Raw genomic sequence first — 14,981 nt, 5'->3', positions numbered from 1 at the left:
GTGGACCTGATTCAAATCAATTGAAAGGCTATCCCCGGTACTATTAGACACAAACCGATTGCCGATGCGACTCACTTTGGAACCGTCGGACTGAGCTATTCCATATAGCCAGTCAGTTGTCACTTCTGCCGGCGAGGCAACTGCCGGCGCCGGTAACGGCTGATCCCCGCCCGGTCCCTTGCTGACAAGTATCTGGTAATCGGCATCCTTTATCCCCACCACCCATGCCCCAGCCGCATCGGAGGTTCGTCCTTCGTAGATCATGGTCCGCTCACCGGTTCCTGCGTCGTTTATCAGTCGCAGGCTGGCATTGCTTCCGCCGCGAGGATGGTTGACGGTAACGTGTTTATCGGAATACCCGGGCGACTGGACGGAAGGATCGTGAGGGAATTCGATCAAGAGGCCCACATGATAATTAGGACTGGACAAATTGTTGTTCGGTCCGGTAAAAAAGACACCCGGTTCAGTGACAATGCGCTCATGCTGGTCCGTCAGACTCGGCTTCAGGATCGGGACATTCAGATTATCTGTCCCCCAGGGAACCGCTTCGACCCAGCGCTCAAAGTGATCCCAGCACGACATTCCGTGCACTCCCCACTGATTCGTGTTGCGGCACGATTCCATTTCATATCTGAATGCCCCCGACATCTCGGATGACATCACACCCGTGCCCTCGTACGGGCGGTCCATAAAGCCGTAGTTGAAGATATTGGGGGGCACGCAACGACGGCTATCGTTGGCGGTATAGATAAACGGCAGGAGATCCCGGAACAGGTATTCGTCAAAGAAACCGAGAGCATAATGGCCGAACTCGTGCGCCTTGGTGCGGTAGTCCCCGGACCACGCCGTGAGGTTCAGCGGATACACTCTGTCGGTGTAGTTCCTGGAAGAAGTCGAATCACCCATCCAAATGCGCGGCATGTAGATGTGCGTGGCCCCGCCGGTCAGGATTCCTCCCGCATTGGCGCAGGGCCACACGAAGTTGCTGGCATACACGATAACGTCGGCACTACTTTGAAATGCGCCGTTATCGATTATGTACACCGTGTCAAGCCGCAGCTGGCCGTCGGTGACATCGTATAGATAGTCGGACATGAGCACGAAGTTATCCTCGAGCGATAGCAGGTAATCATAGGTCGCTTCCCATCCCACCGACACCAACAGGTTGTAACGCAGCTCGGTATGATTAAGCACGATATCCTGGCAACCCCCGGTAAGTCGATCAAAGTACACGTGGCCGTCGTCGCCAAAACGGGCATTGTCGAGGTGGACCGAGTACATCGTGCCCAATACACCGGTGTGCTTCGCCGCCGGCACACTTTGCACATGCTTGGCAATCTTGAGGCTGTCCCCGATGACAAGCTTCTTCGTACCCGTACTCAGACTTACCGCAAGCGTGTCTGCCCCTATCCTAGTCATCTTCAGTCTTCCGTCGCTATCTGTCGTGAATGAGCCGAGCGTGTCCTCCGTAAAGAAGGGAGGATCGTTGGCAACCTTGATGAGACTGAATGCGACGTTCGGAATGATGTCGTTCTTCGCATCGCGGATGACAAGTGCGGTATCGGGTACAAGAAGATACCAATAGCTATTTGAGCCGTTGTTTCCGTTACAGAGTATCTCTCCTTTGTTATTGATATCAAACCCAGAATAAAGATGTAGACCCAGGGCCGGATCGATCAAAGAATCGAGGATACGAGTGACGCCGTCTTGCCATACGGCGGCATATCTCCGCTCCAGGGTGTCTACATATCCTACAACGACATCAAAATCATTGAGGCCGCTGTTACCGAACTCACCCGTTGTCCGGCGCAACCCCACCGGTATTTTTGTTCCGTCATTCCACAGCCAGAATCCGCCCGACCCATCTTCACCGAGTACGTGATTGGAGTTGTTTATATCATATGCGTTGGAATTGGAGCCACTCAAGTAGGTGACTGTTCCGTTATCGTATACGCAGGCTCTCCCATACTGATTGCCTTGGAATCTGGCAGTGGCGGCCACGGCATTGGCGTCGTTTATGGCATGGAACTGGAAAAGTGGAAGGTCAACCAAAGGTGACACCAATCCGGACCCGCTGTAAATGAACGGATAGTTCGCAGCATAATTAGACGTGTCCACGATCTTCCCAATCATCGTTCCGGGAGTGTTGATGTCCATTACCCATATTGGCACACAGCACGTCCCTCCATCGAGGATGCTTAATTTGCCGTCCTGCCACACGCACGCATGGATTCCCCATGCCGAAGATGAATCATCGATCCATCCGACAACAGTTGAGCTGTTGTCGATGGCACCTACAGATGCCTGATATATTGAGCCGCCCATCGGCAGCCACGTTACCTCTCCGTCCTTCCATGACCACGTGCGCATGTCGGATGTTGTTCCAGCCACCAATGAACTGTCGTCACTCAAGTGCGCATCGTAAATTGGAACCGGTATCTCGATCACTCGATACTCCGGTGACTCAGCCGACAGAGTGGAAGAGAGAAGAAGAACAGTGCCCACCAGAATGAGGAGAATGAAATGGTGTCGCCACCTGGTGTCAGCCTGTCGAGGTATTTGATATTGAAACCACGAAATGAGCTTCTGCGCGGCCGAGTGTGCGAGCCACACGTGTGAGGAACGCATAGCACAACTCTCCTTTCATCCGCCCGGAATGGCGGAGAGATGGTCAGCGAGTTTACGTTAAGATAGTGTACGGGGGCTTTGAAATCGCGCGAAAAATACGGTCACCCTTCGGCCCTAATCGCGCGAAGGCTCACCTTCGGCGAAAGATCTCTTGGCTCGTGCTCGGGTGAATTGTTCACGGGATTACCTGAAACGCAGTGTGACCAAATTGTGACCATTTCCGTTTCAAGATATTCTATTTTATTGCAGGATATAGGGGGGTGGACGGGGGTTCGGGGGATTCGTCCGGCCCCAGTAGTCGTTGTACTCGATTGATTTGTATAGACTTAGAACTAATGGAGGTGGGGGAATCGAACCCCCGACTTGTGTGGTGGCACAAGGACTTACGGGTCATGGTGACCGAATTGTGACCGTCCCCTTGCGCAATAGTAGCTCAGAGACGTGTCTCCAACTCCGCCTGGGCTGAAGCGCTCAGCCGACCGCCAATCACCCATCGAAAGCTCGACCAGGAGATTCCGTGCGGTTATCGCAAGATCGTCCTAATCACTGCTAACCGGTGCTCGCACAGTCCTCATCTTCTCGTCGCCATCACCGGCCGCAGATTAGAACGACCGGCGTCGAAATGGCGGTCTGGAGGCCTTCGGCGTCGGCCAGGTCGTAGACGAGTAACATCCCCGCGACCAGAATCACGGTCGATACCAGAATTGGAGTTACGAAGTGCTCCAGGAAGAGCCACCCCATTGTGGCCATCCCATCGCTTTCATCAGAAGTGCACCCCGAGCGAGGTGACAATCTTGATGTCGTCCTTCTCCGGCGTCACCCCATTCTCATCCGGCTCGGGCTCGGCGACGCAGTCCCAGGTGAACGACAAGTCGAGAGTCAGCCGCTCGTGAACCTCGAACTGCAGCGTGGACACGGAATGGTGGATGTTGCTGCCCGAACCGCTGCCGGTGAACTGGCCGCGGTATTCGAAGGCGAAGTCAAGCTGCTTGATCAGATCAGTGCGGAATTCGGCGCCCCACAGCATAGCCGACGATTGCTCCGTCGCATCGGTACCGGACTCGACCGTCTCAAATCCGCTCTTCTAAAGCGCCGGTGCGACCGACACCTGTAATTCGGTGCGGGGGGTCTTGATCAAATCGTGCCCGGCGCCAGCGCCCACGGTTGCGCGGTACGAGAGGTTTTGCTCGGCATCGTGAAGATACTCGGCATCGGGCACGCGGAAGAATAGCCGGCACGTAAGGGAGATATCGGAACTGAGCGACAGACGCCAGTCATTTGCGTTGAAGAGATGCACCCTGCAGCCAGCAGACAGGCCAGGGCAAGGCAGCAAACGGGCAGTGGCACTTTCATGAAACCTCCTAACCTTCGGTTATGTAATCTCGCCGCGTACCGACCTGATGATACGTGAACCAGCATCAGGTCTATCCTTGAAGTCGGTCGACAATGCGTGTCGTTACCTCTGTGCATCCAGCTTGGACCGCGTTCCGATGTGAATTTCCAGCTCGCCGTCCTGACTGATCCCGAGGTCGAGGCGAATGCGCTCGATTCCCGGCACCATGGCATGTAACCCGATACCGAAGCCCGTCCTGGAGCGATCCATGTTCAGGTCTTCGGCGTCGGTCCAGGCGACACCGTAATCGATGAAGCCAACGATGTTTAATCCCGCGCGAAACGACAGGAATGACTTACCGAACAGCATGAATTGCCGGGGGCTCAAAATGCAGTAGCCGTACTCGGCCGTGGCCAGAAACTGGTTCTTGCCGTAGAGTACCTTGCCCAGTTCAGTGCGTGAGTAGCCGCGAACGCTGCTCCCGCCGCCGAGGAGATACACGAGGTACCCCGGGATGTCTTCATCGACGACACCGGTCTGGTGGTCGAAGACCGCTCCCACGGCGAGGACGCTTCTTTCCGTGATGGGTTGGTAGCGGGCGATGTCCACCTGCGTGCGCCAGGTGTCGCCATCGCCGCCGAGAAGCCCGCCCGTTGTCCTTTCCTGAAAACCGCCGACCCAGCCGCACCGGGGATCAAGCGGATCCTCTATGGAATTGATCCGCAGGAGCAATTCGGGGCGATACAAGTGGTCGTGATTGGTCGGGGAGAGCGTTATGCCGGGTTTGCTGCTCATCGTCCGCAGATACTGGAATCCGAGTCCGATGCTGAGGATGCGCCTTCGCCCCGGGTAGAACACGGCGCGAATGCTGGAGGACGATGTAATCTCCTGGCTCTCGCGGACCTTGTCTTCCCGCTCCTGATAAAATTGTCCTACCGAGACAGAGAGTTGATGGCGTGCGGGCAGAAGCCACGGACTGGTCGCTGAAAAGGAGTACTTTGTGATCCCGCCCCACTGGGCCGAGACGCTGGCAGTGATCGCCCGGCCGAGCCAGTTGGGCGTCGATATTATCGGCCCGGCATACCAGCCGTTTTCCTCGCTGTTGCCGGGCAGGATGGTAGGAATAAACCGGGCCGTTTCATCGACGGTAACGGCGTACACGACTCCGTCGCCTTCCCGCCTCGGCACTATCTGGACTGCGCTGAACGTCGGCAACTTCGTGAGTCGAACCAGGTCTGACTGCATGGTGGCCAGGTTCAGCGAGTCTCCCGCCTCTGTCAGCAGTTCGCGGCGAATGATTACTTCTTTAGTGTGCTGATTGCCTGAGATCTCGATCCTGATGATCGTGAGCCCCTCGAATGCCGAGTAGTCAGCCTGGACTACTTTCCCTGCGAGAGCTGGATCGCCGCGGAGACCTACAAGTATTGCCAGACCGAACAGCAACGCCGATAGCGCACTGCGGACCGCCAGGCCGGAGGCGTCGACCCGGTTATCGGGACTGGCTCCATTCGACAGCTCCATCGTCTTCAAATCTCCGGATGCGTTGCCTACCCCTCCAGTGTTCACCGTCTGTTGCCTCCTGAGCTGCTGCGGGATCGGGCCGATGAACCCCCCTTGGGGCTCCAGCTCCGTTGTTTGCTGTAGTTGCTGGTGCGCTTCGCGCCCTGCGATCGCGCCGCGCGGTCGCGTTCAAGTTGACTGAGCGTAGAAGCATGTCCGGCGTCGCTTGCCTCTGTCTGCGGTCGCGCCGGTGTCGGCGCGATCTTTGTCCCAGTACCGCCGCTGGGCTGGGTCGGGCGCGCGCCTGCACCCTGATCGCCCGTCGCCGGAGTTTTCCGCGCCTGATCCGCCGGCTGCGCCTTGGCGCCGGCCTTCTTGTCGGCGCCAGACTGAGTGGCCGTTGCCTCCGGCTGCCGCGTTCCGCCGCTCCGGGTCTGCTCAGTCGTCCCCACGTGCGCCCCGTCGTCGGCGTGAGAAGGTCTGTCTACGTCCGACCACTCCCCGTCATCGTACTTACTCCAACTGCCACTCTCGTCCTTCTTGTAGACTGTACGTCTTCAGCTAATTCGGACACGTTACACTTCAAGCTAAGATACACTTTGGCTGTTCGCAATGGCTTTTCCGATACTCGATTCTTCTCCGGTCAATAGTCTCCCGTTTCGTTCTCTCCCGCTGCTGCAGGATCGCGGCCGCACGGCCGGTATAAGCGTCCGCCGGGGTCACATTGCCCAGCGATTCATGGTACCGCCGGTGGTTGTAGTGATCCACAAACCGCGCAATCTCCGCTTTCAGATCATCCGGACAGTAGTAATTGTCCAGCAGCAGGATGTTCTTCAGCGAGCGGTGATACCGTTCGATCTTTCCCTGGGTCATGGGATGGTACGGTTTCCCCCGGGTGTGGGTGAACCCCCGCTCGGCCAGGTACGCCTGCAGGGCGCCGGAGACATAGGCCGACCCGTTGTCCGAGAGCACTCTCGGCCGGTGGTTGACATAGACATGGTCAACCCCGGTGACGGCAATCGCATCGTCGATGGTGGCCTTGACATCCTCGGTCGACATCCCCGAGCAGAGCCGCCAGGACAGAATATACCGGGAATAATCGTCCCGCACCGTCGACAAGTAGTACCAGCCCCAGTGGATGATCTTCAGGCAGGTGAAGTCGGTCTGCCAGAGCTGGTTGACCCGGGTGGTGGGCTGGTCGAACTTGTCCTTGGCCGAGAGGACCGTGTAGGCCGGACTGGTGATCAGGTCGTTGAGCTTCAGGATCCGGTACACGCTCGATTCCGAGAGGTAATACCCCTGGGTATCAGTCAGATACCAGGCCAGCTCCTGGGGTGACTTCTCCAAATGCTCCAAGGCTGTCTGGACCACCTTCTGCTTCACCCAGGGCGGGATCGCATTCCAGAACTGACAGCGGCGCGAGGTCCGGTCGACCAGAGACTCGTCCCCCCGCTCCTGGTATCGCCGGTACCAGGCGGAGAAGGTACTCCGGTTCACGTCCAGCTCCCGCAGGGTCTGTTTCACCCCGAGTGATGACGTCTCCACCACCCGGATGATCTCAAGCTTCTCGGACTGACTGTGCCGCATGTGACGCCGTCGCCTCACTCCAGACCAGTCAGACTTTTTTTCGTCAGGCGGTACTTCAGCGACAGCTCCGCCACCAACTGCTTGAGCTGCTCGTTCTCAGCCCGAAGACCGATCACTTCGCTGCTGGTCGCTTCCCGAACCGTATCCCCCTGGAGCCGCTTCTTGCCCGCCTCCAGGAAGTCCTTGCTCCAGCGGTAGTACAGGTTGCTGACAATCCTTTCCCGACGGCACAACTCCGAGATGCTCGCTTCTCCCTTCAGCCCCTCCAGCACGATCCGGATCTTCTCCTCCGCCGTGAACTTCCGCCGCGTCTTCAGCCGAATCTCCTTCACCACGGCTTCCGGAGTTTGGCTCTGCGTGGCACTCATCGACAACTCCTTTCGTTAAGACCAAGTTACATTAACTGCGTCTTAACAAGAAGCCCCTCCGTGTCCAACTTCAGCTGAACCGCTGCAGTTTTACGACGAGCCCACCGACTGATCTTCAACGCTGTGCAAAATGTGTACGCCGAAGGAAAGGGAATCGACATTCAGACAGTCGCTAGCTAACTTGAACGCGTGGGTAGACTGGAGGAGGTGGGCGGTCGAACCGCCCTCGTCGAGATGGTCGAGGATGTCGCGACCACCTCCCACGTGGTGTCTTACGCCAGGAACGTGCAGGAGGACGCATCTCGACGTCGGATCATTGAACTGAGCGGGAGGCTGATTGCGGTGTGCCAGGATCGTACGCAACCGCTTGAGTCGGCCCAGCGAGTTACGGTACAACTGATGAGGGCGGTCGCCACGCCACGAACCGACGACCCCGGAATGGAACACCTGCTGTCGCAGGAGATCGACCTCATTCTGTCTCGCAAGACGAACACGAAGTCGGGTGAGTATCTGACGACCAGCATCCGGGAGCTGGACGAAAAGGTGGTCGGTCTTTTCAAGGGTGAAATGACAATCATCGGAGGCCCGCCGAGCATGGGGAAGACGTCCTTTGCGGTGGGCATCGCCATTCACAATTGTGTAAGGGGCGCCAGGATTCTTTTCCTGTCGCTGGATCAGCCCCCGAAGGATATCCATCAACGAATGATCACATTTGAGACGGGTATTGCTCGAGACCGGTTGGTTCACGGAGAACTCTCCGCGAAGCAGCGACGGGCCATAGAAGACTTTCACTCACTCAAGACGTGTTTCGGCGGGCTTTCTATACCGGACGATCCCCCGCGGAGTATTCTCGGCGCTGCGGCTCTGGCTCGGAGCCTGAAGCGTGCCAACGGCCTGGACTGCATCATCGTCGACTACGTACAGGCCATGCGGTCGGATAACCGGAACGACCAGCGCGCCGCCGAGATGGAGCGGGTCTCCAACGATCTGAAGGAGCTGGGGATTGAGCTGAACGTGGCGGTTGTTGCCCTGGCGCAGTTGAGTCGGAAGTATGAGAATCTTGGACCAAAAGACCTGCCGACGGCAACAATGCTCAAGGAGTCGCCAGCGCTGGAGCAGGATGCCAACCTGATTCTGTTCCCCTGGGTGCCGAAGATACTCATGAACAAGCAGGCGGGGCACTCCATTCAGGAGGACGACGGGAGAACGGGAGGTCGTGATGATGGCCGGGAGGAGTACTGGGGAGCAGTCTTCAAAATCGACAAGCACAAGACGGGACCCACGGGGTTGGTCAGAGCGCGGTTTCACCTGGCGCGGAGCGCCTTCTTCTCGATGACTGACCCGCACGAGGGCCGCATCCTGCCGTTGGTGAGAGTAATACGCCCTGCCCATCGGGAGAACTAGTATCGGCCTCGTGCAAGGGCCCCAGATTTGCGGGCGAGAGAAGTTCTTGCGGACGCGTAAGTCGTTGATTCTCAGCAGGCGGCATCCGGCGGCAGGGCCTCTGACTGCTGGGCAGAGGAACCGAGTTTGAGTCTCGCCCAGCCCGCATGGACATGAGAAAGCCCCAGTACGTTCCGGGGCTCTCGGTTTCCGACTAAAGCCATCATCACAAACGACTCAGACCCTCAAACAATTGCTCGGGCTGAACTGCGCGTGGCTGTTGACGGCGTCCTGGCTCGACAGATGCAGGTAATTTTGGGTCACCAGCAAGCTCGTGCGACCGAGGATGCCTTGCAACACGGCCGGATTACCGCCCTGGCGGATGTACCACGTCGCGGCCGAATGACGCAGAAGATGGGGATACAGGACAATGCCGTGCCGTTTGCCGAGGTCCTGAATGACCTTGTGGCAGTGGCGGCCAGTCAACGGCTCACCGTTGCGCATGCAGATCAAATGGTCGCCGGGATACTTCGACCGCCACCTGATGAGGTGCTGGTGGAGGACCTTGAGGGTCTTGACGCCGAGCGGCACCATGCGCTCCTTCCGACCCTTGCCAAACACCTTGGCCAGATGGTCATTGAGGTTGATGTCGGAGACCTTCAGCCCGAGCATTTCATTCTTGCGCATCATACCGTCCCACAGCAGGAGCACCATGAGGAGGTTGCGCATCCCCTCAAAGCTGTCCCGGCTGATGCCGGCGACGATCTTCTGCACGGTTTCGGGATCAACCACCGGCTTGACCTTCTTAGCGGTCTTGAGGAGCTTGACGCCGGTCATCGGGTTGTCGGACTCCCATAGCCCTTTATCGACGAGGAAGCCGAAGAACCGGCGATAGACCCGAATCCGGCCGTTGATGGTCTCGTCGGATACACGCCCCTTGAGCGAAAGCGCGTAGCCCTGAACCGTCGCCTTGTCGACTTCGGGGAGCGATTTGCCCTGCTCTTGGAGGCTCACGAACAGGTCGCCCAACCGCTCAAGGTAGCAGTCGAGCGTTTTGGGGGTGAGGTTTCTGACCTGGCTGTCGAACCGGAAGGCTGACAGATACGGCTCGAATACGGTACCCCGCCAGGTTTGTTCAACCTTGTCGGCCTTGCTCATCACACTGGTTCGCATGACTCCTCCGATCAGAGGCCCTTTTGGCCTCTCTGAGGTCAGCAGTCAGTGTGATTAGGAGTCGTAACCGATTGCTGTGCCCAAAGAAGAATGCGCCATCAGGGATTCGAACCCCGGACCCGCTGATTAAGAGTCAGCTGCTCTACCAACTGAGCTAATGGCGCAATTTTCAGCTTTCGGGGAAACCCGGTGGTTTCCGTCTCATTGTCGCACAGCGCCCGGCCCCAAGGCCAGGCAACAACGAGAATAACGGCCCACCCCGGCGAAATCAAGGTCTTTTTGCGCCCCCCGCTCGGAACGCCCCGCCCCCGCTGCCGCCCGGCGCGTCCCCATATCTTCGAACACCGCCTGCCCAATCGCGCACCGTCTCCCGATAGCGTTTGACTGGCCCGGCCCGGTCCCGAAGGACCGGGCGGACCGGATGGGAACACAACAACAGAGGGGTTCAGGCAGCGACCGCTTTCCCGCTCCTGCGCCGCTGAATCGCTTTCCACTGCATCGCTTGGTAGGCGGCGCTGAGTCCGACGACGACATAGATCAGGCGACTGAGCAGGGTCCCGTCGCCGAGCACCAGCGCGACTAAGTCGATATGGAACAGCCCGACCAGGCCCCAGTTGAGCCCGCCGATGACCAGCAGAGCGGCAGGGATGGCGTCAAATGTCCTCATGGTCTTCGTCTTCTCCTTTTCGTGTCCCTTGTCTCAGCGTACCGGCAATGGCTTGCTTCGACCTTGGCGTTGTGCTATTCTGTTGCATTATTGTCTAATCGTTGTAAAATATAACCGATAATCCCACGTGAGAGTTCCGGGTCGCGACGGCAACCGATGCTTTTCGCGTAAATGGCTGTATAACAATGTACAACATTGTTCTTGGCGTGACGGACGGCTCCCCGTACAGAGTACAATCGTAACGACCCACCCCATCACATTGAGTGTTTGTCTAATATAATTGATCGTCGAGACCCGGATTCCGTACCCTGCCAAGAAGAACGGGCAGGAGCTCAAACACCTGCCCGACCTGTCCTCACTCGACCGTGTTGTTTTGAACTGCTATTTCACCCGCAACTCTGAGCTGCAGGGAGGCTCATACTGCCGATACACCGCCAGCATCTGTTCGCGCGGAACCGAGGGCCCTTTCCGCGTGCAGTGTTCATTGAACGCCGGGATCAGCAGTTGGGCCACTTCGCTCTCGGTTTTCCCCTCGATTGCCCGCCGCGGCAGCACAAACACCAGCTTGCCGTCCCGGAACAGAGCGACCGAAGGTGACGAGCGCGGCACGCCGGGCATGAAGGTGCGCGCCCGTTCGGTGGCGGCCCGGTCGACCCCGGCGAAGACTGTGTAGAGCCGGTCCGGGATCCGCTCGTTTTGCAGCGCGAGGGCCAGGCCTGGGCGGGCGCTGCCGGCGGCGCACCCGCACACCGAATTGACCAGGACCAGGGTCGTCCCGGCCGTCTCCTCCATCGCGGCCTCCACCGCCTCCGGTGTGGTCAGCGGCTGCACGCCGATCTCCTGCAGCTCCTGCCACATCGGGGCCACCAGGCGGCGGTCATACATCGACTCCATAGCTTCCATCGACTCATCTCCTCAATTGTGTTCCCGCGCCTCGGCGCCGCGCCCCGCCCGGTGCGGGGCTGCGGACGGCCGGTTCGCGGCGGCCGGCGGGAACCGGCGGGCGCGCCGCGTGTTACCATAGTACTACGAAGGAAACGGAGACTTTATAGCTCCAATTAATGCAATTTAACGGAGGTTTGTTCGTATGGCAACCACAAAAACCGCCCCCCGCCTGCACACCGTCCCCGCCCTCGGGTACGCCTTCGATGCCCTCGAACCCTGCATCGACGCCAGGACGATGGAAATCCACCACGACAAGCACCACCAGGCCTATGTCGACAAGCTCAACGCCGCGCTCGCCGACCATCCGGACCTTCAGGCGCTGGCGGTCGACGATCTCCTGCGCGGTCTCGGCCGCGTTCCGGAGAATATCCGCACCGCGGTTCGCAACCACGGCGGCGGCCACGCCAACCACGCCCTCTTGTGGCCGCTGCTGAAGAAGGGGACGAAATTCGGCGGTCCGGTCGCCGAGGCGATCACGCAGAAGTTCGGCGGCTTCGCGCAGTTCAAGGAGCTCTTCGGCAACGCCGCCAAGAACCAGTTCGGCTCCGGCTGGGCCTGGCTTGTGCTCGGTCCCAACGGCCTTGAGGTTACCGCCACTCCCAACCAGGACAGCCCCCTCGTGAACGGCGCGACGCCGATCGTGGGGATCGATGTGTGGGAGCATGCCTATTACCTGAAGTACCAGAACCGCCGCCCCGACTACGTGGAGGCGTTTTTCGAAGTCCTCAACTGGGACCAGGCAAACAGGAACTACGAGAACGCGAAGAAGTAGGTTGGGGTCGAGGGCCGAAGGCCCGGGGCATCCGACCGTGCGGCCGGGTTTGCAGAATGAATGCGCCCGGGCGATATCCCTGATTTCCCGTGCTGTACCTCGTGACGACGCGCGGCCGCCGGCTTCACCGCCGGCGGCCGCGGTTGCTTGCAGACCCCCCTTCCCTCCCGGCTAATACGGCGGCCGGTTCAGATTCGGAATGATGCAGATGAACTCAAAATCCTCGTCATACGGATTCGAGAACTGGTGCATCGCTTCCCCCGGCACGAAGGCGAAGTCTTTCTCGGCCAGCTCGTGGACAGTCTCGCCGATCTGGAGCTGCCCCCGTCCCCGGATAACGTAGTTGACGTGCTCCCAGGCATGCTGGTGGCGCGGTGAGTGTCCTCCCGGCGCCAGTCGGAACACTCGCAGGACATTTTCTTTCCACCCCTGGTCCTCGCCGATCACCGGTCCCCCGGTCATCCCGTCGATGTCGGCCCCCTCGACCGGCGGGCGCGCGACCTGGCTGTATTTGATTACCGGCATAACAAGAATCTCCTTCTGTCCGGCAATATAGCATGTCGCCCGGCGGCGGGCAATCCCGCGGGAAGATCCCGTGCCGCGGCCGGGCGGGGGAAGCCTCCCCTCCAAAAAAAATGACCCGCGGAGCAGCGCCCGCGGGTCATCTATGAAAGGTACGTCGTATTCTGTTCGGCAGCGCCGTCGGCGTCCTTACCAGTTGCGGTTGCGGCGGCGCGGGGTGGAACGCCGGTTCTGGCGATGCCAGCCGGTCGCTTTCCACTGCCGGGTCCGCGGCGTGCGGCGGGTCCGCGTGGTCCGGCTCTGGGTCGGACGGCGGGTACCGGTCTTCGGCGCGAAGGAATTCCACGCGTTGTTGGTGCCCCGGTTCCCCTTCCACACGTTCGGGTTCGCCTTCTTGATGTTCAGGCTGCAGGCTTTGTAGCGAACCGAGTAGACAGTCCGATTCAGCTGACGGGCGATCCATGAGGTCTCGTACTGGCGGTAGTAGCGCCGCATGAATTGGATCTCCTGACGAGACCACGGACGGGTAACCTTGCGCTGATAAGCGCGACGACGCGGCACAGCACGACGGGCAGTGTTGGTTCTACGCGTAGCCATACCAGACTCCTTCTTAATGAATGCGTTTAAATTCACGAGCACCGAGCGAGACACTCAATGCCCGCCGTCGGTTTTTCTTTATTTAATTTTCGACCTATTCCTAAAATCCTTGACCCCAAGCGCTTATCTTTTCGCGAGGAACCGAAAAAAGAGAACCCCCGTCCATCTCCGGCCGATGCGGCCACAGCCGGCGCCCCGCTGCAGATCAATTCTCCCGGATCACTTCCTCGCCCGCCTAGCGATGAGACAAGATATTGCACAGCAGCAACTTGCGTAGCCGCCGCCAACCTCCGCGAACCCCCCGCCCCGCTTTTTACTTTGCTCCCCACCCGCAATTGCCGTAAACTGCTCCGGAGATACTCACGCCAATCGGATAGCGAATGATGAAACGGGAATACCTGCTCGGCCTGCTCTTTCTGATCTTCACCGCCGTCTTCGTCTACCTTTTCTACCGGCTCATCATCCCCTTCTTGGTCCCGATCGCCTGGGCGAGCGTGTTCGTGATCCTCTTCTACCCGCTCTACCAGCGGCTCCTGCGCCGCATCCACTCTCCCGGCGCCTGCGCGCTCATCATGTGCCTGTGCATCCTCCTGCTTATCATCGGCCCCCTCGGCTATCTGTTTGCGATGATTGTGAGCGAGGCGGCCGACGCGGTGGCGGCCGTGAACGAGATGTACGAGGCGGGGGAATTCGATGAAATCCTCAGGGCCACTCCCCCCTGGCTGGAGGCTGTCAAGCTCCGCCTCTCCCAGTACTTCGACATTTCAAAGCTCAACGTCGACGAGTTGATTCGCGACGGGTTGGACAATATCACGGGTATCATATTTGCGCAAACCTCCTGGCTCATTACCAACGCCACGCGCGCCATCTTTCACTTCGTCCTCATGCTCTTCACGATGTTCTACTTTTTCCGCGACGGCGCGGAGCTCGTCCGCAAGGTGAAGCGCCTGGTGCCGCTGCCGACCGAGCAGGTCGACCGGGTCACCGAGAAGCTGCGCGACGTGATCTATGCGACGATGTACGGCGGGCTGATCGTCGCCCTCATCCAGGGGACGCTCGGGGGGATCCTGTTCGCCGCGGTCGGCATTCCCTCGGCCCTTTTCTGGGCCGCTCTCATGTTCTTTCTGTCGATCATCCCGGTTTTCGGGGCCTTCATCGTGTATATCCCCGCCGGCATCATTCTCATTCTCGGTGGCTCGGTCGTCAAGGGCCTGCTCGTCATCGCGATCGGCACGGTGGTGATATCGCAGAGCGACAACATCATTCGCCCCTACCTCGTGGCCGGCCGCACCGAGATGCATCCGCTGCTGCTGTTTTTCGCCATCATGGGCGGGGTGGCGATGTTCGGCCTGCTGGGACTGGTGATCGGGCCGCTCATCGCCGCGGTTTTTGTCGCCCTCGTCCGGCTTCTCGAGATCCGCATGCACACGCCCGAGGACGGGCAGTCCGAGGCCGACAGCGCGGGCGCGGCTCCCCCTGCCCCGACTTCTCGGCCGTAAGGCGCCG

The 14,981-nt window shown here is 59.2% G+C and carries 13 protein-coding genes, 1 tRNA gene and 1 pseudogene; 3 read left to right on the top strand and 12 right to left on the bottom strand.

Annotation, left to right across the window (positions count from 1 at the left end):
• The 6 genes and pseudogenes from KA261_08180 to KA261_08155 form a co-directional block, all read right to left on the bottom strand.
• The coding region (locus KA261_08180) for a hypothetical protein (protein MBP7697773.1) at nt 1-2,448 on the bottom strand (2,448 nt) is incomplete at its 3' end.
• 768 nt (nt 2,449-3,216) lie between these two features.
• Nucleotides 3,217-3,378 carry a hypothetical protein gene (locus KA261_08175; protein ID MBP7697772.1) on the bottom strand — a complete coding sequence of 54 codons (162 nt, stop codon included), beginning with the start codon at nt 3,376-3,378 and terminating at the stop codon, nt 3,217-3,219.
• A 13-nt stretch (nt 3,379-3,391) separates the two neighbouring features.
• Nucleotides 3,392-3,655, bottom strand: coding sequence for a DUF481 domain-containing protein (locus KA261_08170; protein ID MBP7697771.1), 264 nt, complete (start codon nt 3,653-3,655; stop codon nt 3,392-3,394).
• Nucleotides 3,656-3,712: 57 nt separating this feature from the next.
• On the bottom strand, nt 3,713-3,925 hold the full coding sequence (locus tag KA261_08165; protein MBP7697770.1) for a DUF481 domain-containing protein: 213 nt from the start codon (nt 3,923-3,925) through the stop codon (nt 3,713-3,715).
• 159 nt (nt 3,926-4,084) lie between these two features.
• Nucleotides 4,085-5,482, bottom strand: coding sequence for a BamA/TamA family outer membrane protein (locus KA261_08160; GenBank protein MBP7697769.1), 1,398 nt, complete (start codon nt 5,480-5,482; stop codon nt 4,085-4,087).
• Between the two features lie 561 nt (nt 5,483-6,043).
• A pseudogene (locus KA261_08155) lies at nt 6,044-7,416 on the bottom strand (IS3 family transposase).
• Nucleotides 7,417-7,605: 189 nt separating this feature from the next.
• On the opposite strand from KA261_08155, the gene KA261_08150 reads away from it, so the two are divergent.
• Nucleotides 7,606-8,820 (top strand): AAA family ATPase, encoded by a 1,215-nt coding sequence (locus KA261_08150; GenBank protein ID MBP7697768.1) that lies wholly within the window; start codon nt 7,606-7,608, stop codon nt 8,818-8,820.
• 216 nt (nt 8,821-9,036) lie between these two features.
• On the opposite strand, the gene KA261_08145 is transcribed toward KA261_08150, so the two are convergent.
• The 4 genes from KA261_08145 to KA261_08130 form a co-directional block, all read right to left on the bottom strand.
• The gene (locus KA261_08145; GenBank protein ID MBP7697767.1) at nt 9,037-9,957 is read right to left on the bottom strand and encodes a tyrosine-type recombinase/integrase; all 921 of its coding nucleotides are present in this window, start codon (nt 9,955-9,957) and stop codon (nt 9,037-9,039) included.
• A gap of 106 nt (nt 9,958-10,063) precedes the next feature.
• Nucleotides 10,064-10,136: transfer RNA gene (locus KA261_08140), tRNA-Lys, on the bottom strand.
• A gap of 281 nt (nt 10,137-10,417) precedes the next feature.
• Nucleotides 10,418-10,639, bottom strand: coding sequence for a DUF378 domain-containing protein (locus tag KA261_08135; GenBank protein ID MBP7697766.1), 222 nt, complete (start codon nt 10,637-10,639; stop codon nt 10,418-10,420).
• 381 nt (nt 10,640-11,020) lie between these two features.
• Entirely contained in the window at nt 11,021-11,524 is a 504-nt protein-coding gene (locus KA261_08130) for a BrxA/BrxB family bacilliredoxin (GenBank protein MBP7697765.1), read from the bottom strand.
• Nucleotides 11,525-11,726: 202 nt separating this feature from the next.
• Here KA261_08130 and KA261_08125 point away from each other — a divergent pair, with 202 nt between their 5' ends.
• The gene (locus KA261_08125; protein MBP7697764.1) at nt 11,727-12,356 is read left to right on the top strand and encodes a superoxide dismutase; all 630 of its coding nucleotides are present in this window, start codon (nt 11,727-11,729) and stop codon (nt 12,354-12,356) included.
• A gap of 171 nt (nt 12,357-12,527) precedes the next feature.
• Here KA261_08125 and KA261_08120 read toward each other — a convergent pair whose 3' ends face one another.
• Entirely contained in the window at nt 12,528-12,881 is a 354-nt protein-coding gene (locus KA261_08120; GenBank protein MBP7697763.1) for a cupin domain-containing protein, read from the bottom strand.
• Between the two features lie 186 nt (nt 12,882-13,067).
• Nucleotides 13,068-13,373 (bottom strand): hypothetical protein, encoded by a 306-nt coding sequence (locus KA261_08115; protein ID MBP7697762.1) that lies wholly within the window; start codon nt 13,371-13,373, stop codon nt 13,068-13,070.
• 482 nt (nt 13,374-13,855) lie between these two features.
• Between KA261_08115 and KA261_08110 the strand changes: the two genes are divergently transcribed.
• Nucleotides 13,856-14,974 (top strand): AI-2E family transporter, encoded by a 1,119-nt coding sequence (locus tag KA261_08110; protein ID MBP7697761.1) that lies wholly within the window; start codon nt 13,856-13,858, stop codon nt 14,972-14,974.
• Nucleotides 14,975-14,981: the final 7 nt, after the last annotated feature.

The sequence above is a fragment of the Candidatus Zixiibacteriota bacterium genome, assembly GCA_017999435.1.
In the GTDB taxonomy this organism is placed as follows: Bacteria; Zixibacteria; MSB-5A5; order GN15; family FEB-12; genus JAGNLV01.
This window is presented reverse-complemented; position numbering and strand designations above follow the sequence as displayed.

Coding starts and splice junctions, on each gene's coding strand:
- KA261_08145 (MBP7697767.1), bottom strand. CDS start 9,957: ATGAGCAAGGCCGACAAGGTTGAACAAACCTGGCGGGGTACCGTATTC.
- KA261_08170 (MBP7697771.1), bottom strand. CDS start 3,655: ATGCTGTGGGGCGCCGAATTCCGCACTGATCTGATCAAGCAGCTTGAC.
- KA261_08130 (MBP7697765.1), bottom strand. CDS start 11,524: ATGTATGACCGCCGCCTGGTGGCCCCGATGTGGCAGGAGCTGCAGGAG.
- KA261_08125 (MBP7697764.1), top strand. CDS start 11,727: ATGGCAACCACAAAAACCGCCCCCCGCCTGCACACCGTCCCCGCCCTC.
- KA261_08120 (MBP7697763.1), bottom strand. CDS start 12,881: ATGCCGGTAATCAAATACAGCCAGGTCGCGCGCCCGCCGGTCGAGGGG.
- KA261_08135 (MBP7697766.1), bottom strand. CDS start 10,639: ATGAGGACATTTGACGCCATCCCTGCCGCTCTGCTGGTCATCGGCGGG.
- KA261_08175 (MBP7697772.1), bottom strand. CDS start 3,378: ATGGCCACAATGGGGTGGCTCTTCCTGGAGCACTTCGTAACTCCAATT.
- KA261_08160 (MBP7697769.1), bottom strand. CDS start 5,482: ATGGAGCTGTCGAATGGAGCCAGTCCCGATAACCGGGTCGACGCCTCC.
- KA261_08115 (MBP7697762.1), bottom strand. CDS start 13,373: ATGCGGCGCTACTACCGCCAGTACGAGACCTCATGGATCGCCCGTCAG.
- KA261_08110 (MBP7697761.1), top strand. CDS start 13,856: ATGATGAAACGGGAATACCTGCTCGGCCTGCTCTTTCTGATCTTCACC.